16 protein-coding genes and 1 other annotated feature are annotated in these 18,737 nt (G+C 38.7%); of the genes, 3 read left to right on the top strand and 13 right to left on the bottom strand.

The window, feature by feature from the left end; all coding sequences use genetic code 11:
• Positions 1-115 precede the first annotated feature (115 nt).
• From QNH29_RS12225 to proS, 7 genes are all read right to left on the bottom strand, one after another.
• The gene (locus QNH29_RS12225; RefSeq protein ID WP_283865029.1) at positions 116-1,096 is read right to left on the bottom strand and encodes an ABC transporter permease; all 981 of its coding nucleotides are present in this window, start codon (positions 1,094-1,096) and stop codon (positions 116-118) included.
• Positions 1,089-2,000, bottom strand: coding sequence for an ABC transporter ATP-binding protein (locus QNH29_RS12220; protein WP_283865028.1), 912 nt, complete (start codon positions 1,998-2,000; stop codon positions 1,089-1,091). Before QNH29_RS12220 ends, QNH29_RS12225 begins: the two co-directional genes overlap by 8 nt.
• Before the next feature lie 13 nt (positions 2,001-2,013).
• The gene (locus tag QNH29_RS12215) at positions 2,014-2,790 is read right to left on the bottom strand and encodes an SGNH/GDSL hydrolase family protein (protein WP_283865027.1); all 777 of its coding nucleotides are present in this window, start codon (positions 2,788-2,790) and stop codon (positions 2,014-2,016) included.
• Positions 2,791-2,880: 90 nt separating this feature from the next.
• Entirely contained in the window at positions 2,881-4,122 is a 1,242-nt protein-coding gene (gene hmpA, locus QNH29_RS12210) for an NO-inducible flavohemoprotein (RefSeq protein WP_283865026.1), read from the bottom strand.
• 200 nt (positions 4,123-4,322) lie between these two features.
• On the bottom strand, positions 4,323-4,883 hold the full coding sequence (locus tag QNH29_RS12205) for a GNAT family N-acetyltransferase (protein WP_283865025.1): 561 nt from the start codon (positions 4,881-4,883) through the stop codon (positions 4,323-4,325).
• 48 nt (positions 4,884-4,931) lie between these two features.
• Positions 4,932-5,597, bottom strand: a complete 666-nt coding sequence (locus QNH29_RS12200) for a vWA domain-containing protein (protein WP_283865024.1) — start codon at positions 5,595-5,597, stop codon at positions 4,932-4,934.
• 218 nt (positions 5,598-5,815) lie between these two features.
• A complete protein-coding gene (gene proS / locus QNH29_RS12195) occupies positions 5,816-7,246 on the bottom strand; it encodes a proline--tRNA ligase (RefSeq protein ID WP_283865023.1) in 1,431 nt (476 codons plus the stop codon).
• 239 nt (positions 7,247-7,485) lie between these two features.
• Positions 7,486-7,700: a binding site (T-box leader), on the bottom strand.
• 127 nt (positions 7,701-7,827) lie between these two features.
• Between proS and QNH29_RS12190 the strand changes: the two genes are divergently transcribed.
• Positions 7,828-7,980, top strand: a complete 153-nt coding sequence (locus QNH29_RS12190) for a hypothetical protein (RefSeq protein WP_283865022.1) — start codon at positions 7,828-7,830, stop codon at positions 7,978-7,980.
• A 138-nt stretch (positions 7,981-8,118) separates the two neighbouring features.
• Positions 8,119-8,994, top strand: a complete 876-nt coding sequence (locus QNH29_RS12185; RefSeq protein WP_283865021.1) for a cupredoxin domain-containing protein — start codon at positions 8,119-8,121, stop codon at positions 8,992-8,994.
• A 39-nt stretch (positions 8,995-9,033) separates the two neighbouring features.
• On the opposite strand, the gene QNH29_RS12180 is transcribed toward QNH29_RS12185, so the two are convergent.
• The 4 genes from QNH29_RS12180 to QNH29_RS12165 all read right to left on the bottom strand — a co-directional run bounded on the left by QNH29_RS12180 (position 9,034) and on the right by QNH29_RS12165 (position 14,130).
• A complete protein-coding gene (locus QNH29_RS12180; RefSeq protein ID WP_283865020.1) occupies positions 9,034-12,186 on the bottom strand; it encodes an MMPL family transporter in 3,153 nt (1,050 codons plus the stop codon).
• 3 nt (positions 12,187-12,189) lie between these two features.
• Complete coding sequence (locus QNH29_RS12175; RefSeq protein WP_283865019.1) at positions 12,190-12,651, bottom strand: MarR family winged helix-turn-helix transcriptional regulator; 462 nt, start codon at positions 12,649-12,651, stop codon at positions 12,190-12,192.
• Positions 12,652-12,809: 158 nt separating this feature from the next.
• A complete protein-coding gene (clpP, locus tag QNH29_RS12170; RefSeq protein WP_283865018.1) occupies positions 12,810-13,394 on the bottom strand; it encodes an ATP-dependent Clp endopeptidase proteolytic subunit ClpP in 585 nt (194 codons plus the stop codon).
• A gap of 31 nt (positions 13,395-13,425) precedes the next feature.
• Complete coding sequence (locus QNH29_RS12165; protein ID WP_283865017.1) at positions 13,426-14,130, bottom strand: sigma-70 family RNA polymerase sigma factor; 705 nt, start codon at positions 14,128-14,130, stop codon at positions 13,426-13,428.
• Between the two features lie 228 nt (positions 14,131-14,358).
• Between QNH29_RS12165 and QNH29_RS12160 the strand changes: the two genes are divergently transcribed.
• Positions 14,359-15,789: a TerD family protein gene (locus QNH29_RS12160; RefSeq protein ID WP_283865016.1), complete on the top strand. Its 1,431-nt coding sequence runs from the start codon at positions 14,359-14,361 to the stop codon at positions 15,787-15,789.
• A 49-nt stretch (positions 15,790-15,838) separates the two neighbouring features.
• Here the strand turns inward: QNH29_RS12160 and selB are convergent, their stop codons facing one another.
• Complete coding sequence (gene selB / locus QNH29_RS12155) at positions 15,839-17,719, bottom strand: selenocysteine-specific translation elongation factor (protein WP_481858796.1); 1,881 nt, start codon at positions 17,717-17,719, stop codon at positions 15,839-15,841.
• A 72-nt stretch (positions 17,720-17,791) separates the two neighbouring features.
• Positions 17,792-18,598 carry a type II pantothenate kinase gene (gene coaW / locus QNH29_RS12150; protein WP_283865015.1) on the bottom strand — a complete coding sequence of 269 codons (807 nt, stop codon included), beginning with the start codon at positions 18,596-18,598 and terminating at the stop codon, positions 17,792-17,794.
• Positions 18,599-18,737: the final 139 nt, after the last annotated feature.

Here is an 18,737-nt window from a genome sequence, read left to right as displayed (position 1 = left end):
CTAGTATAATAAAAATGTAACATTCAAAGGGTATCATCAATGTCCGAGTCATAAATGAGAAATTCTGTTCCTATTCCCACTTAATGACCGATGATAAAATTTCTCTTTACGTTTATTAATAAACATCCTTTTTAGTAAATACATAAAAGGAAACAAATAATCCAGCAGCCCACCAAACGAGAAGAACCATCATGGAAAATGATAGCGTCATCCCTTCAATTGGAGGTGGATTTCCATTCATGTAGTTTGTTAACTTTAAATTTACCATAAAGAAATATTTAGCTGACTCCCAAGAAGAAACCATATTACTAAGAATCGCTCCTGAAATAAGCGCAGCTAACATAACACCCATACCGGCTGCTGTACTTCGAATGAGTACAGATAACATAAATGAGAGTGTTCCCACGACGATGGCCACTAGCCAAACAAGTCCAAAATCCATTAATAAAAACTGCCATTGATCGATTAGTTTCACACTTGCAGTATTTAGACCTCCATCACTCACACTAAAGCCCGTCAATACTGGTGCTCCCCAGCCTTTGTAACCAAAAACCAGCCCCGAAATACTATAGGATAGCAGGCCGGCAATCGCAACAATTAACGAGATGGCAAGAATAAGAGTAATGTACTTACTCAGAAGGACTTTCCATCTCTTAACTGGTCTCGTTAACAACAGCTTAATAGAGCCTTGACTATGCTCAGAAGATACGATATCACTAGCAATAACCATCACCATCAAAGGGATAAACAGTTCAATCGAATTCTCTAAAAAAATCCTCATAAACGTAGGAGCACCCGGCTCTGAAGGATTTATATCATGATCAAGGTAATACTGATTTTGCTGTAACGCTATTTGGAGCTGTTGTTTCCACTCGTCAGAAATCCGAGGGCTGCTGATACGGTTTTGCTGATCAATGATTGTTTGTTGTATGATAGTACGCCAATCATCGGTCCCTAACTTTTCTCTTTGCCGTTCAGTCTCTTTAAATTGTGCATAGGTGAATAATGCGACCAAAATACCAATGATAATCGCTATAACCACTAGTCTTTTTTTTGCAATCAGTTTCATCATTTCATTTTGAATGAGTTTATTCAATGGAGTCACCCCCGGTTAGTTCGAGGAACAAATCTTCTAATACTGGCATTTTTCGATACATTTCAGTTACGGAAACGCCTGCTTCCACGAGCATTTTATTCCACTCCGAAGTCTTGATTTCATCATATTCCGTCGATACTGTACCATCCGTTCTTTCTTCAATGGATGTGATGGAACGTAACAGTTCTTTGCCTTTTTCAAGCGGATGAAAGCGCCAAATGATCCGTTCGCGATTCGATAGCAAGTTATCGACTGTATCGGTTGTAATTACAGTCCCTCTAGAAATAATCGCCACTCGATCACACAATAATTGGATCTCGCTTAATAGATGGCTCGAAACCAGAACGCTTAGTCCTTCCTCTTCCGCTAGAAACCGGATAAATTCCCGCATTTCTCTGATTCCCGCAGGGTCTAACCCATTCGTAGGTTCATCAAGGATTAAAACTTTAGGTCTGCCTAATAGGGCCTGTGCAATCCCGAGTCTTTGCCTCATCCCTAAGGAATAGGTTTTAACTTTATCATGAATTCGATCTCTTAGACCCACAAGCTGGGTCACCTCGTTGATTCGCTCTTCACCAATACCATCTAGCATATGTGCAAAATGGAGGAGATTGTCATAACCTGATAGGTACGGATATAATTCTGGGTTTTCAACAATACAGCCGAGGTGTCTCATTGCTTCCTCAAAGTGATCGACAATATTAAAGCCGCCAATTTGAATACTCCCGGATGTCGGTTTAATTAATCCTACCAGCATTCGGATCGTTGTCGTTTTCCCAGCACCATTAGGGCCTAAGAAACCGAATACCTCCCCTTCCTTTAACTCAAAACTTATACCTTTAATGATTTCTTTTTTCCCAATTACCTTTTTTAAATTATGTACAGATAACGTAATATTCTCCATATGGCCGGTCTCCTTACCAGGTTAGCAATGAAGCCACTCGTTCAGCAATTAAACGGTACCCTTTAGTATTCGGATGAAACTTGTCAGAATAAAGGTAATCATTTACCTTCAACTCAAAAAGATCAAATGTCGGTACAAAGACGATTTTTGGAAAAGCTGCACTTAATTCTGCACTCTGGTAATTCCAGTGACGAACGACTGCAGACATTTCTTTCCCCTGCTCTAACTCAATAAAGGGATTATATAATCCGATAAAAAATACATTTGCTTCACTATTGCTAGCACGAATCTGTTGAAAAATAAATCTCATATTCTCCAAGAACTTTTTCTCAATATCGGCAATGCCAGCTTCCTCAAACTCCAGTAACCCTTGTCCGCCTCTAAACAAATCATTGCCGCCCATTGTTACTAAAATCATATCTGCACTTTGCAGCTGACGTTTCACTTCCGTTTGCTGAATTTGCTGCTTGAGCTGGTCAGACCGTTGACCGCTTATACCTAAATTCGTCAGTCTAACGTCCTTCTTTGATTTTTCCTTTATTTCATCTAGAAGAAAACCTACATACCCTTTTCCTGTTTCATCACCTGTTCCTCTTGTTAGGGAATCACCTATGGCAACAATATGCATGCCATCTTTTTTATCTTCTTTTTTTTCTACATTGGTTTTCTCTTGGATTTTATCAGGCTTGCCTGCATAATATTCAGTTACAGCCCATCCTAGTCCTGCCAGCCAGAGGAGGCAAAAAAATACTGATATCATGGTTACAAATTTTATGACGTTTTTATTCACATAGCTTCATCCTTTCTGGCTATTTCTACCTTTTATTTAATCATAATTACTGGATGAATCAAACTTTTGGGCACAGAAAAAACCGATTTCCTAAACGGAAACCGGTTCTTTCGTCACACTCTCTTCTAAACTGCCTTTTGGTCCAAAAAATTCAAAGTGAATTCTCTCTTCCGCAACTCCTAAATTCCGTAAAGAAGTATTGATTGATTTCATGAATGGTACAGGGCCGCAGAAATAGAAGTCTGCGTCGACAGTAGGAATATTCTTAGCAAGCCAGTCCTGAGTCACATATCCTTCCACATCGAAGCTATGGTTCTTACGGTCTTCTTCTGTTGGCGAATCATAAAAGAAATATGATTTTACATTATCAAGAGCTGTTAATGATTCAACTTCCTCTCTTAACGCATGAACATTACCATTGGCTGCTGCGTGAATAAATGTTACATTTCTTTGCGGCTGGACTTCAACCACTGTTTTTAACATGCTCAACATTGGAGTTAACCCAACCCCACCGCTTAATAACACAACTGGTGTATTTTTTTCAGTATCGAGAACAAAATCCCCTGCTGGTGCACTTACATTTAAGATTTCTCCCTCTTTAACTGTGTCATGAAGATAATTTGAAACCATTCCATCAGGGTTCGCTGTACCTGCTTCACGTTTAACGCTAATACGGTAATAATCTTTACCAGGTGCGTCTGATAGACTGTATTGTCGAATATGTGTATACTCCTCATCAGCGATTTCAAGTTTAATACTGATATACTGACCTGGAAGGAAATGAGCTATTTCTTTGTTGTCTGCAGGTTTTAGGTAAAAGGATGTAATAACATCACTTTCTTTTACTTTGCGGTCAACTACAAAACTGCGGAAATCTTCCCAACCGCCTTTTTGTTTTTCAGCTTCTTCATACATTTCAGCTTCCACACTAATAAAGACGTCTGCGATTACTCCATAAGCCTCAGCCCAAGCATTAATAATTTCATCTGTAGCTGCGTCTCCTAACACATCTTTAATGGCTAATAATAGGTGTTTTCCTACAATCGGATAATGCTCAGGTTTAATGCCAAGACTTCTATGTTTGTGCGCAATTTGTTTCACGACTGGAAGAATGGCTTCAAGATTATCAATATATTGAGCAGCCGCATAGACGGTACCAGCAAGTGCTTTTTGTTGTCTTCCTTGTTTTTGATTTGCATGGTTGAAGATATTTAATAGTTCTGGGTGATTTCCAAACATTAACTGATAAAAACGTGTTGTAATGGTTTCTCCGTGTTTTTCTAATACTGGTACTGTTGATTTGATGATTTCGATTGTATTGCGATCTAACAAAACTATCACTCCTATGTAGTGTTTTTGTGTTTGTCACTGTTTATATAGTGATTATATGAAAAATCACACTTGGAGTAAGTGATGCAAATCACACATCATAAAATTTGGTTCATTTTAACCAGAATAGAAATCCCGACTTTCACACAGCCACATAAAAATGAGTACCTCACAATAAATGAAGGTACTCTTTGATTCTTTGATTAAATTGTTTTTGAATAGACACATTCATCTACTAGATCTTTGCCATCGACTGAAATAGAATAGTTTTTTAATATGCCATCTAATGTGAATCCTAATCTTTGAGGGATCGCCTTACTTCTTAAGTTATTAAAGTCACATCGGATTTCAACTCGCTTAGCTTTAAGCTCCTTAAAAGCAAAATTGGTTATTGCCTCTGCTGCTTCCGTCATATACCCTTTGCCTTGATGGCGTGTATCAATCCAATACCCGATCTCAAATCTTGGAATCTCCCATTTAATTCTATGTAAGCCGGAAGAGCCGATAAATTCACCTGTATCTTTTTTATATAGGTGCAATCGTAAATCTTCTCGTGTTAAAAACTTAGCATGTGCATCCCGCATGTTCGCTTCCATATCTTCGACCGTTTGAGTTTTATGAGCCCAAGGCATCCATTTTTTTAATTCATTCAAAGAAGCCTGAACAGCATCATAGACAGCTATTCCATCACCTGGCAGCGGTTTACGAATTAATAATCTTTCTGACTCGAATTCTTCTGGGAACTCTAGTAAAATTGGATTCATTTTTTCTCCCCCTTTAAAAAATATTTTGCCTATACTTAGTATTGCAAATTAAAGGATCCCCTTGGTTTTAGCTTCGTTAAGCCAGCTAGGAAATTCATTTAGGAGATTGTTATACAATTCTTCGTCTGAAACTTTTTCAATCTCTTTAATATGAAAGAAATTAGCATTGTCTATGAATCGTCCCTCCATAGTGTCTAATTTTTCAAGCACATCAAAGTTAGAATCACCGATACCAACAAACTGCCAAAAGATTGGTTTAGTAGAAGATTCAACAATTGGTTTTTTTATGGTTTTTTTACAGCCTCCATCGTTAATAAACACAATAAATGTTGGCTCTTTTGCTGGCTGTTCGATCGTATATTTATGAACTACATCTTCCATTACTGGCGGTTCATCATTTCTGCCAAATTTATGAATCATATCGTTACTTAATATATACTCATTCACATAGTTTCCAAAATCTATTTCCGTTACTGACTTTAATCGTGAAAATTCATTATCATAAACCCAAACATCAAGTGCACCATCATCATCAAATTGACTGGCGACAGCTAATATCCTCTCTACTACTTTTTGTACTGTTCCGTTCTTATAAAGTGTTCTCATGGAGCCTGAAATGTCTAAAATTAAACCTACTCTAGCTGTTACGTTCGTAAGTTTTTTCTTTTCTAAAATAACTCCTGCTGTCTTTTTCAATAAACTAATATTTGCCATGGTGAATCCCCTTTCAAAATTTACTACTTCCATAATTATACTATACTGAATAAAAGTAAGGATTATTTGATATGTACTTTCCTATAACATTCTTTTTCTATTTTGGGCTTCATAAACCCATCATGAAGCCCGTTTTTTCGATTTCTCTTTGAATTTGGGCTTCATGATGGTCAAATATAAAAAGACCCTTCCAAAAAGGAAGAGTCTCCACAATCTTATTAGTACGCCTTTGCCCAATAAACCATTTTGTCCGCTTCTTTTCCACAGCATACGCAAGTTTCAGAAACCTGTTCTTGCTCAAATGGAATACATCTTGAAGTTGCGGTTGTTTCTTCTTTGATTTTTTCTTCACACGCAAGCTCTCCGCACCACATAGCTTTTATGAAACCTGGTTTTGCTTCAAGCTTTTCCTTTAATTCAGGAAGCGTCGTTGCCACAGAGGTTCTCTCTTCACGATGCGTCAAAGCTTTGTAATATAAGTTAGCTTGGATATCATCAAGTAATTCCACAAGCTTTGTTTCTAATTCATCTAGTGGAACAAATACTTTTTCTAATGTATCCCTTCTAACTAACACAACTTGCTTATTTTCAATATCTTTTGGTCCCACTTCTAAACGAACTGGAATCCCCTTCATTTCGTATTCATTGAATTTCCATCCTGGCTTTTTATCGCTAGCGTCAATATCTACGCGGGCAACATTTGAAAGAGTCTTCTTCAAATCATACGCAAAATCAAGTACGCCTTCTTTATGCTGTGCGATTGGCACGATCATAACCTGAGTTGGTGCCGCTTTTGGAGGAATCACGAGACCTCGGTCGTCACCATGAACCATAATTAGCGCACCAATGATTCTTGTTGTAAAGCCCCATGATGTTTGGTGTACATACTGAAGTTTTCCTTCTTTATCGGTATATTGGATATTGAAAGCTTCCGCAAAACCTGTACCAAAATGGTGGGATGTACCTGACTGCAGTGCTTTACCATCATGCATTAAGCTTTCAATGGTAAAAGTAGCTTTTGCACCTGCGAATTTTTCTTTTTCTGTTTTCTGACCTTTAACTACTGGAATCGCAAGAATCTCTTCACAAATCGCCGCATATACATTGAGCATTTTGATAGTTTCTTCCATTGCATCTTCATCAGTAGCATGGGCAGTATGGCCTTCCTGCCATAAAAACTCTAATGTCCGTAAGAAAGGACGAGTTGTTTTTTCCCAGCGGACCACGTTTGCCCATTGGTTATATAGCTTTGGTAAGTCTCTATAGGAATGAATGATATTGCTATAATGCTCACAGAATAGTACTTCAGATGTTGGTCGTACGACTAGACGCTCTGCAAGCTCTTCAGAACCACCATGTGTAACCCATGCCACCTCAGGTGCAAAGCCTTCGACATGATCTTTTTCTTTTTGCAGTAAGCTTTCAGGTATAAATAACGGCATATAGACGTTTTCATGCCCTGTTTCTTTAATACGGCGGTCTAGTTCGTTTTTTATATTATCCCAAAGCGCATATCCATAAGGGCGGATAATCATTGATCCGCGTACACTTGAATAATCAATTAAGTCTGCTTTTGTTACGACATCGGTATACCATTGGGCGAAATCCTCGTCCATGCTGGTTACATCTTTTACAAATTCCTTAGCCATGTTGACACCTCATTATTTTTTTAAATATGGCTGTGTTAGACTGGACTGTTGATTTGCGCTCCAGGCACTTCGCTTTCCGCAGGCGGTTCGGGAAGCCTCCTCGACGCTAAAGCGTCTGCGGGGTCTCCCCTGTCCCGTCCTCCTGCAGGAGTCTTCGTGCCTTCCGCGCAAATCAACAGGTGCCAATATCAATATTACGTTTTAACACAGCCTAAAATATAAAAAGGCCTTGGCCCCAAAAAAGGGACCAAGACCTGGCGATACCACCCTAAATTTATAAAGCAATGCTTTATACTCTCGACATGATAACGGATTTTATCCGCATGTATCTTCAAAAGGATCCGATACAGAACTCCGAGGCAGGTTCAACTGTATGTCTTAAGAAACCTTCCACCAATGGTTTCCTCTCTTTGTAAGACACCTACAATTTACTGATCCTCATCACAGTTTCAAATAGTATTTTTGAAAAAATTATATATTTCTAATACACAAATGTCAAATACTATTATGGAAAAATATTCTGTTCCGATCAAAAACCGTTATTTCTTAGATGAATTTCGGTTACAATAAGGTGGGATGAGGTGATAACCTTGAAAAGTGAAGAAAAGAAAGAGTTCGATCAGGAAGAAGAGGAAAAACGCTGCTTACTTGACCTTATGAAAATGCAAAATGAAGCTCTAAAAAGAATCTATAAAAACACCATTGAAAATGAAAACAACAATAAATCCAAATGATGTTACTCTCGTCTTTTTTAACTTCCTCTTAGTTTTCATTAAACGTTCATAAACACCACAAAAATGACAATCTTTATTTCTATTAATCCATTTATAATGTACATATGTTGTTTATTAATAGTTAGAGGAGATTGTCACATGTTTATATTATCGATTTTCACAATAATTATCATGAGTTTATTGACTGGATATTCCATTTTCCTGCTGCATCGGAAGAAAAATAAGCTAGCCAACCTTTCAGGGACAATTGTCGTTATCGTCCTGACAATGATGGGAGGACTTTTGTCTGGGTATATCAGCGGCATTCTTTCGGGAGAATTATTTTTCCCTGTTGGCTTAGCTGCCTTAATCGGTTTTGTCTTAGGCTTTATTGCAGGTCAGCCGGTTGGGATATTGGCGATTTTAAGCGGATCTGTTTCTGGTATTATAAGTGGAATTATCGGTGCCCTTTTAGGAGCCATCCTTCAGTTTGATAACCCAACGATTATGCTTGGGATATTACTAGGCTTGTTTGTTATTATTCTCGGTCTTGTTATTGTATTTATCATCGTTGATACAAATGGTAAACTTTCGCTTGATACGCAAGGAATTTCACCGTTTAATATTTTTTCAGCGGGATTAGTCCTGATTGCCTTATTTTTATTTTTATACAGCAGTGATTTGGTTAAAATTCCTGGCGAGGCCAAAGCACAAACACGGGAGGCCAGTACTGCTCCAACAAAAACAGAACTAGATATTACGGGTGAAACGAACCCTAGAATAGACATGATGGTAACACCGACTGGCTATTCACCAAATGTGATTAAAGTGAAAAAAGGTGTACCTGTACAATTAAACATTACCAATCCAGGTGACAATAGCTGTTTTTCAACGTTTATGATGCCGGATTTCAATTTAAATAGTGTAAATCTTAAGGCCGGGACAACAAAATTAACCTTTACCCCTGACAAAGCAGGAGAATATACTTTTACTTGTGGGATGAATATGTTTAAAGGGACAATTATAGTTGAGTAGATAGAGAAAGCACGCTGAGAATATCAGCGTGCTTCTTTTTTACATATGTGTTGACTGGTCATAAACAACGGTATCGCTATTCTTTTTAAACGGCCAATAGTTTGCCTCTCCAAAGGTTTTGACCATGACTGGAACAAATAACGGCAAAATCACTAGCGCATAGAGTGAAAGTCCGATTAATAGAATGGCTGCAATTTGTAGCAATGATAAAACACCAGCCGGCATCATGGCAGCAAAAGTACCACCTAAAATGACTGCTGCAGAGATGATAACTGTGCCCATTTTCTTCATTGAAATGAGAATCGCTTGTTCTACTGGCATATATTTAAACTCATTAAATCTGTCCATTAAGAAAATACTGTAGTCAATTCCGAGTGCAATTAATATAACAAACGCGAAAAATGGAACTGCCCAGCTGATACCTGAATACCCTAGAATATTTACAAATAATACTTCCGCAAGTGCCATTGAAGTAAAATACGTTAAGATTAGTGAGCCAATCAAGTATAAAGGCATAATGAAAGAACGGAACAGAATGATTAGAATAATCGTAATCCCAATCAGCATGAGCACTACTGTTCGAGAATAGTCAGCCTGTGAAATATTATCGAGGTCATGGTGCATACTTGATACCCCGCCTACCGCTATTTCTGCATTTTCAAGCTTCGTATCCTTTATAATTCGTTCCACTGTTTCCTTAATTTCTGGAACTGTTTGAAGAGCTTCATTTGAATATGGGTTCTTATTGAAGACCACATCAATGGTCATTACTTTTCGATTTTTTGACATATATGTGTCTAATACTTGCTCAAAGTCTTTACCATCAAGTACCTCTTGTGGAATAAAGAAGCCATTGTGCTCCTGTTCTGATACTCCAGCTAGGTACTCTTGTGCAGACTCCAGACCATCAGAGACTTGATTTAAGCCATCCGCACTTTGGGTTAGCCCATCTGAAAGCTGCGTAATTTGACCGCTCATATCCTTAAAGCCTGTTAAGATTTGCTGCTGACCACTATTTAATCCATTTAGACCATTTGAAAATTGAGGCAAACTATCAACAATTTGTCCTTGGCCATCTCCCATCGTGTAAAGTCCTGATTCAATCACTGTTAAACCTTTTAGAAGATCCTCCATACCCTTTACAAGTGCTTCCTGACCTGCAATCGCCTCTGAGAATTTACCGTTAGCAAAGCTAATTCCTTGCTGAGCGCCTTTTAATCCTGCATTCAGTTGATTCATGCTTCCTGCTAGTTCTGCTGTGGCCACTTGAGATCCTTGAATGGTCATTTTAATCGCTTGATAACTTTGATTTTGCTCAATATCACTATAATCACTTTCTAAATTAGCAAAATATTGACTTGCTGCAGTTAAGGAAGTATTTAAATCACTTAAGCCCTGAGCAACTTTTTCATAGTTTCCTTCAAGTACAGTTAATCCCTCGGCTGCCTGTTTGTACCCATCAAGAAGCTGTTTGCTGCCTGCCAAAACTTCGGCAGATTTTGTCTTGATAACTGCTAGACCTTCTTTTACTTGAGTGGTTCCAGCTGCACCTTTCTTTAATCCATCTTCAATTTTTGAAAGATTTTCTTGAATGGTTCCCATGCCGGTCTGGAGCTTGGTTGTTCCGTTAATCAATTGACTGATTCCATCGACAGCATCATTCATTTTAGGCTGATTGGCTGCGAGCTGGCTGCCGGCATCGGCAAGACCGCTGCTAATCTGTTCAATTCCGTCATTCCCTTGACCCAAACCATCCTCAAGGCTTTTTACTTGCTCGGAAATATATAAATCGTCAATTGTTTCTCCAGTCGGACGGGTAACCGAACGAACTGTGTCAACATCACTGATTTTATTTAGCTCTTGGCTGATTTTTTCTGTAAGTGCAATATATTCAGACGTATTTAGTTCATCATCATTTTTAATGACAATTTGTGTAGGCATGGATTCACCAGGGCCGAAACCATCAGCAATAATATTAAATCCTTGTATGGAATTAAACTCATCACCAATTTCTTCTAAAGAGTTAAACGACAAATCTCCATCATAGGTGAATAATGCTGGAACTGAAATTGCCGCTACAATAAGCAGCGCGATTAAAGGGCGTGCTAAAGCAAAGCTGCCGACAAAGCCCCAAAATTTACTTTCCCCATGCTCAAGCTTACCCTTTGATGGCCAGAATAATTTCTTACCTAGCACAGCCATAAAAAACGGAACAATGGTAAACAGACCCACTAATAATAACGCTACTCCAATTGCTACGGCAGCGGCTGATTGGTAAAGTACAAAGGTTGAAAAACCGATTGAGGCAAAACCAATCATCACGGCTAATCCGCTGAAAAATACCGTTTTTCCGGCATTTCGATAGGTAATAACAATTGCCTCTACAACACTATCATTCTTAGACATTTCTTCTTTAAAACGGCTGAGCAGTAAAATACAATAGTCCGTTCCAATACCAAATAAAACAGCAACTAAAAAGATTTGTGTAAAGGTTGATAATGGGAAGTTCACTTTATCTACTAAAATAGCTACAATGGATTGGGCAGCTAAGTAGCTGAATCCAACCGTTACTAACGGAATAATGGGAGCAATGGCTGATCTAAACACAAGCAATAGCACAATTAAAATAAACGCCACCGTAATTCCTTCGGTCTTCTTTAGACCTTCTTGCGAGTTGGTTACAAGGTCCTCAGAAATTAGCCAGTTGCCTGTGTAATAGTGGTCTAGTTCCACATTATCCAGTGCATTATACAATGACTTCGTGATTTCTTTTGCTTCACGGTCATTTGCTGCTACATTTAAGGAAACAAGAATCGTTTTACCATCCTCAGATACAAGCTGTTCCTTCAATTCTTCTTGATTAAAATGAGTTAAAATCGAGGTTATGCCCAGTTCACTCTTATTCTTTTCAAGCTGTTTAATCGCTTTTTCTGCCTTTGAAAAGTCCTCTTCTGTTAACTTCTTGTCACTATGGAAGACTAATGCTGTTTGTAACTCATTTCCGCTGTTTTCACTAGACTGGACATCGTTTAAAATTTCCTCTGCTAAGGTGGAAGAATAGCCTTCCGGAACGCTTATTTGTCCTTTTTCCCGGACAAGCTGTTCCATATTTGGTGCAGACATAAAGAGAACAGCTATGATGGCGATCCATGCTAGAAGGACAAACCATTTTCCTTTAATAATCGCTCTCACGTTTTACTCCCCCAGTTCTTCCTTTTTCATGTTGGTTAATATTTGGGCTAATTTTTCATACGTATTAATAAAATTAGTAATTTCAGCTTCATCAAATTGGGTGATTAATGACTCGACTAACAGGTGTACCTTTTCTTGTGTTTTTTGAATCAGCTCTTGTCCTTTATCACTTAAGGTTAGATATACAACTCTTCGGTCATTTTCATCACGTGTTCTTTCAATTAGACCTTTGTCCGCTAATCGATTGATGATAGCGGTAATCGCACTTTTATTGACCTCAAAGGCCTCTGCCAGTTCAGACGATGTGCATTCTTTTGTGTTTTTGATGTAACCGATAATATAGTGTTGATCAATTGTCAAATCTTCTTCTATCTGACTTTTAATTAAAGATTCTGCTTTTTTATTAACTTCAAAAGAAACGGACACATAGCGGTCGATTAATTCCTGTATGGTTTTTTTATCCATCGTCCATTTCTCACCTCACTTCTGATTTATAAATAATAGTTAAACTGTTAAACTATTCACCTGTTTAACTATATTTCATGTTGCTAAACGTGTCAATAAAAAAAGGTCAGCACTTTTGCTAACCTTTTTCTTGTTATTTTGTGGTATACATTTCCGATTTATACTTTAGGGTAAAGAATCTCGTCGATAATTCCATATTCTTTGGCTTCTTCTGCACTCATAAAGTAGTCGCGGTCGGTATCTTTCGCTACTTTTTCGACACTTTGCCCTGTTCTTTCGGCAATAATTTGATTGATATGTTCCCGTAATTTTAAGATACGTTTTGCAGAGATTTCAATTTCTGTCGCCTGCCCCCTTACACCTCCGAGCGGCTGATGAATCATGATTTCACTATTTGGCAATGCATATCGTTTTCCTTTCGTTCCAGCCAACAGTAACATGGCTCCAAACGAAGCGGCCATTCCCGTACAAATTGTTCTTACCTCGGGCTTAATATATTGCATCGTATCAAAGATGGCAAAACCTGCTGAAGTCGATCCGCCTGGACTATTAATATAGAGAGAGATTTCTTTATCAGGTGCGTCGGCTGCTAAAAATAATAATTGCGCTACAACGCTATTCGCAGTATGGTCATTAATTTCTTCACCAATTATAATAATACGGTCCTTTAATAGCCGGGAATAGATATCATAAGATCGTTCACCACGGTTTGACTGTTCAATAACATATGGAATTGTACTCATTTCTAAATCCTCCTTAAAAGCATGTAATGGGCTATGCAGCCATACAGAGAGTGCTTAAAGGAGCTGAAGCTTTGGATGGGATTGTATTTCTGGAAACTGCCTTAGGAACAACCAGCATACTTTGAATGGATGGTATAGCTTTAATTAGAACTGTTGGGTCTTGATTAACGAGTGAATCATGAAAAAGGTCCCAGAGCTGTTCTCGTTCCTCTTCTTCCCAAAATGAATCTGGAGTAAAAGGTTCCCGTTTATTTTCGATACGTTTCTTTGCTCTATTAAGGCTCGCCTTTACTGCCATATCTGTCGTATTTAATATTTCGGCGATCTCCTTCGATTGATATTGAAACGCTTCTTTTAAAAGAAAAATGATTGCCTGCCGTGGAGTAAAGGTGTCAAGTAACAAATCCACTAAAGTAATAGCATCCCCCACTGATGAATAGTTCTCCTCAAGCATTTGTTCCTTACTGAATTGTTCATTTTTTCTTTTACGGAGTGTGTCCATCCATTGATTGTGGGCTATTTTATTTAATAACGCGGGAGTGATGCTCTCTTGGCTGTAATAGGATATAGCCTTTACCAGAGCCTCTTGCGCTAAATCGTCCCCATCCCATTTACTCTGGGTAAGAAAATGACAATACTTCTTTAGTTTAATATAATATTCATTCCAATCGGATTCCTCAGACCCTTCATCATGCTGTACAGCCTCTAAGGTGTACAGGCTAAGTTTGTTAGACATTATTTTCAACTCCCTTAACACTCTCTACAATTTAAACGTTTCAACGGAATAAAAAGATACGGCCAGAAAAACTTTTCTTATCTTCTACTATATACATTTTTGAAACTTTTTCGTCAGGCTCCCGTAAAAGTAAGCTGTAGGAAAAATTTATCGATGTAAATTTCGTTCTTCTACATAGGTTGCTTTATAATAAAATTTGATTAGTAAACATGATTAGGAGTGAAATACGTGGGAGTTACACTAAGTAAAGGGCAAAAAGTTGATTTAACAAAATCACATCCTGGTCTTCAACATGTGGTCGTCGGTTTAGGATGGGATATTGCACATAATGGTTCTAACTTTGATTTAGATGCCTCTACTTTTTTATTAGGACCATCTGGAAAGGTACAAAGCGACCAGGATTTTATTTTTTATAATAATCCATCTGGAGGCAATGGCTCGATTAATTACAGCGGGGATAACCGAAACGGGGCCGGAGAACGGGATGACGAACAAATCCGCATTGATTTACAAAGAGTACCGAGCCACATCCATCGTATTGCTTTTACCATTACGATTCATGACGCTCAAATGAAAGGGCAGAATTTTGGCCAAATCTCTAATTCATACGTACGTATTTTCAATGAACAAACAAATGAGGAACTGCTTCGTTTTAACCTAGGAAGAGATTTTACTGTTGAAACTGCCATTGTTGCAGCGGAACTTTACCGACATAATGGAGAATGGAAATTTAATGCGATTGCCAGCGGGTTTCAAGGTGGACTGGCTGCTTTATGCCGCAATTTCGGCGTAACAGTGGATGATCCTGCCCCAGCAAACACACCTCCTGTTCAACAAAATTTATTTAATAATAATCAAAATCAATTTAACAATCAACAGTCTTATAATCAAAATCAATACAGTCCTAACTCATACCAACAAAACCAACAGCCGCAGCGAATCCATTTACAGCCTGAATCGTCCTATTCACAGCCAGCTTTTGGATACCCAACCCAAACTTCACATTCAGGCACCAATCGGACATATGGGGATGATATTCACTGTCCGCGCTGTCATTCATCAAATGTTCGAACAGGACAGAAGGGATTTGGTTTAGGAAAAGCCGCGATTGGCGGTTTAATTCTTGGTCCAGTCGGATTGCTTGGCGGATTTATCGGCAAGAATCAGTTGAAATTTACTTGTAACAGCTGCGGCAACTCATGGTCCCCAAACCAAACGGACTATGCGGAATGGGCGAATCAATCAAAGCGAAAAGCACAGGAATTGTTTAATCGTTACAAGAGTCAGGACGTTTTAGAAGCAGTCGTAGCCGCTTGTGCATTGGTTTCCATGGCGGACGGATATTTGGACGCCATGGAAAGACAAAAAATGGTTGAATTTATAAATTCAAGCGAAGAGTTACGCGTATTTGACAGCAGCAAAGTCCTTCAGAGATTTAACTACTTTGTATCCCGAATTGAAGCCGATCGGATGATTGGCAGAGCTGAAGCTTTCCGTGCACTTGGAAAAATTAGATCCAAGCCTGAAATTTCCCGTTTAGTAGCTCGTTACTGTATTGCGATCGGCTATGCAGACGGTAATTTTGATCACAATGAAATGCAAATGGTCAGCGATATTTGCCGTGAGCTCGGATTGAATCCTGGTGAGTTTCTTTCTTAATAAATAAAAACCTCAATCGACAATTTGGATTGAGGTTTTTGTTTGAGTATTATTTCCAAACTCGTTTATTTTCAACTCGTTTTGTCAGACCCTTTGAATCCAATCTTTCTAAAAATGGAATCATATATTTGCGGGAAAGGTCGAGAATTTCCTTGGCATTTCCCACTTCAAACTCTTCACTTGTACCACTTCGAAGTTTTTCGACCGCCTCTTTAAAAACATCCCCATGATATGCAAATTGATCATCCAAATGAACCACCAATTCTCGTTCTTCAAGAAAACGTCTTAAATCAGCCTCTAGAGAATCAGGAATACCAGAATCGTAAAAATAATCCTTATAATAGCGAACCTTCAGGCCGTTCTTCTTTAGTTCACTCAGCATGTTTTCAGCACGTTTCTGCCAGTTTTTTGGTACATGTGGAACAAACCCTTTTAATGAAACAAACTGTTCTTTTCGATAAAATGTGCCATTTGCAATCCCGTTTTCAACCACAAAATCAAGCAGCGATTTTGGAAATCTTTTTTGCATGGATTGCAAAAGCTCAGCCTTATTTAGACCAAGTTTCATCGAATGGGCATGATGGAATTCCTGCAAGGTGTCATAGATATCTTCCTCAATAGAATCAATTAACATTTTCAATGTATACTCTTTACCGTTGTATAAAACAAAATCATCAGCTTCTAGAAACTCTTTCAATGTTTCTTCATCCAGTGCAGTGCGTTTTATTAATTCACCTATGTTTAAACTTTTTACTTCGAGAATTGCAGCGGTAATCCGTTCCTTTGGAGATCCTTCTTTTTTCTTCTCCAGCTCTTCAATCGTTTGATTCCCGAATCGATATTTATTTCCTCTAGGATCAATCACCCAGCCGCCACCAATCGTTTCTTGAGGGCTTGGACGTCGTAAAATAAAACGATCACCCCGCTTTGTAAGAATTTCTTCCTCCAAACGAAGCTGACATAATATCTCACCATTTTCTTCTTTAAGCTCATTCCTGTCAAAAAAGACAATACGTCCCATTACCTCCGTTGTTCCGATATGGAGTTTAATCGGCATCCTCTGTTTAACCATATGTTCCAGGTCTTCAACCACACGTATTGCAACATCCACTGTTTTTGTCACAATAAAATGCTCTGATGAAACCAAAACATCACCGCGTTCTAACTCCTCTTTCGAAACCCCTGAAAGGTTAATCGCGGTACGCTGCCCGGCATATGCCTTTTGCGCTTGCTTATGGTGAACCTGAATCTGCCTTACTTTTACTTCCAGACCTTCCGGCATAATCTTGAGTGTTTGGCCCTCTTCTACACTGCCTTCATAGACAGTTCCCCGAACAACAGTCCCTTGACCCTTCACCGTAAACACTTGGTCAATCGGGAGACGGAAAGCACCTTTTGCGTCTCTCATTTCTTGTTCTTTTAGCGTTGTAATAATTAACTCTTTTAATTCTTCAATACCCTTTTTGGATAGGCTGTCCACTAACACAAACGGAGCACCCTCAAAGACGCTTCCTTTTAGTTCTTCTAAAATATCATCTTTTACGAGCTCAATAAATTCCTCATCCACACGGTCAATTTTTGAAATGGCCACCAAACCGTTTTTAACGCCTAAAAATTTTAAAATATCCAGATGCTCTCTTGTTTGCGGCATGACACCTTCATCAGCCGCAACAACCAGTACAACTAAGTCAATTCCAGCAACCCCCGCAATCATTTGCCGGATAAAACGCTCATGTCCTGGAACGTCAATCACCGAAATTTGAATTTCCTGGTCCTCATATAATGGTGCAAACCCGAGTTCAATCGAGATTTGCCGTTCTTTTTCTTCTTTTAATCGGTCCGTATCCACATTGGTTAAGGCTTTCGTCAATGAAGTTTTACCATGATCAATATGCCCTGCCATGCCAATTGTAAAATATCGTTTATCCAAAGTTGCCACCTGCTTTTTTACGTCTTCCTATTTACTTTATCTTTAACGAACGAATAGTTCAAGAGAACACTTTTAGACAGTTATATGGGCTCCAATTGCACCGCAATATTCTCCTTTATCTAAAAACACCGGTGTAACTCCTACCATATTCATATAAAACTCAAGAGCCTGTTTTAATGGATTATTACCAACAGTGGCACTTCCGATAATGACTGCACTTTTTACTTGATGAATAGTAGCTGCCTGTGAAGTTAACAACACAATGGTTTCTGCTATCATATTGGAGAGTGAAGCCATCTTGTCTCTTTCTGAAGGATTCATTCGAATACCCTTAGCAAAGTTAGCAGCTGTTAATTGTCCATTAATGGGGCTTTCAGATGATTCATATATGTCTTCTACAAGCATGTCGACATTTCCCTTATTACCTTCCTCGGAGAGGCATGTGAGTTGATGGTAGCCTCGTACTTTTGTTAAAAGAGACCCAAGTCCTATAAAAGTCCCTCCGCCAATTCCGCTGCCAAGGATTCGCTCTACCCTGTCGCCTTTCACTACATGCCAAGAGGTTCCGGTTCCAATGTTTACGATTAAAAAGTTATCCCCGATATCCTTATTTTCAGCTTTTAGTAAAAATCGTGTCCCCTCATAGGTTGCTTGGAATTCAGGAATGATCACACTCTCAGGAAAAAACTTTTTCTGTATAACACTGGATTTTCCACCAGTTACTGATACCTTTAAGGATGGCACAGACAGTTTCAGCCATGAAATGGCTGAATCCTGTTCGTTTATGGGGAATTTTTTAAAGTGCATTCTCCCATTTTCCTGATAAACCATTTTGATCAATGAACCGCCAGCATCAATTCCTGCAGTATTGCGCTGCATTCCTCCCCACCCCTTCTAACGACTAGTCTATACATAATAATTTGACAATGATCGTTCATTTCCTGCTTTCCAATTCACCAATCTTCCACATTCATTCCGTTCCAAGTGACTGGTAATGTGCTATGGTGGAAAAAAGTAC

Origin of the sequence: Neobacillus sp. DY30, from assembly GCF_030123065.1 — a bacterium.
Lineage (GTDB): Bacteria > Bacillota > Bacilli > Bacillales > Cytobacillaceae > Neobacillus.
Note: the sequence above shows the minus strand (reverse complement) of the source record. Positions and strands in the feature narration are given on the sequence as shown.

Bases quoted from the DNA above. Each gene is read 5' to 3' on its own strand.
- QNH29_RS12220 (WP_283865028.1), bottom strand. From the start codon at position 2,000: ATGGAGAATATTACGTTATCTGTACATAATTTAAAAAAGGTAATTGGG.
- QNH29_RS12205 (WP_283865025.1), bottom strand. From the start codon at position 4,883: ATGAATCCAATTTTACTAGAGTTCCCAGAAGAATTCGAGTCAGAAAGA.
- QNH29_RS12200 (WP_283865024.1), bottom strand. From the start codon at position 5,597: ATGGCAAATATTAGTTTATTGAAAAAGACAGCAGGAGTTATTTTAGAA.
- proS (WP_283865023.1), bottom strand. From the start codon at position 7,246: ATGGCTAAGGAATTTGTAAAAGATGTAACCAGCATGGACGAGGATTTC.
- QNH29_RS12185 (WP_283865021.1), top strand. From the start codon at position 8,119: ATGTTTATATTATCGATTTTCACAATAATTATCATGAGTTTATTGACT.
- QNH29_RS12175 (WP_283865019.1), bottom strand. From the start codon at position 12,651: ATGGATAAAAAAACCATACAGGAATTAATCGACCGCTATGTGTCCGTT.
- clpP (WP_283865018.1), bottom strand. From the start codon at position 13,394: ATGAGTACAATTCCATATGTTATTGAACAGTCAAACCGTGGTGAACGA.
- QNH29_RS12165 (WP_283865017.1), bottom strand. From the start codon at position 14,130: ATGTCTAACAAACTTAGCCTGTACACCTTAGAGGCTGTACAGCATGAT.
- coaW (WP_283865015.1), bottom strand. From the start codon at position 18,598: ATGCAGCGCAATACTGCAGGAATTGATGCTGGCGGTTCATTGATCAAA.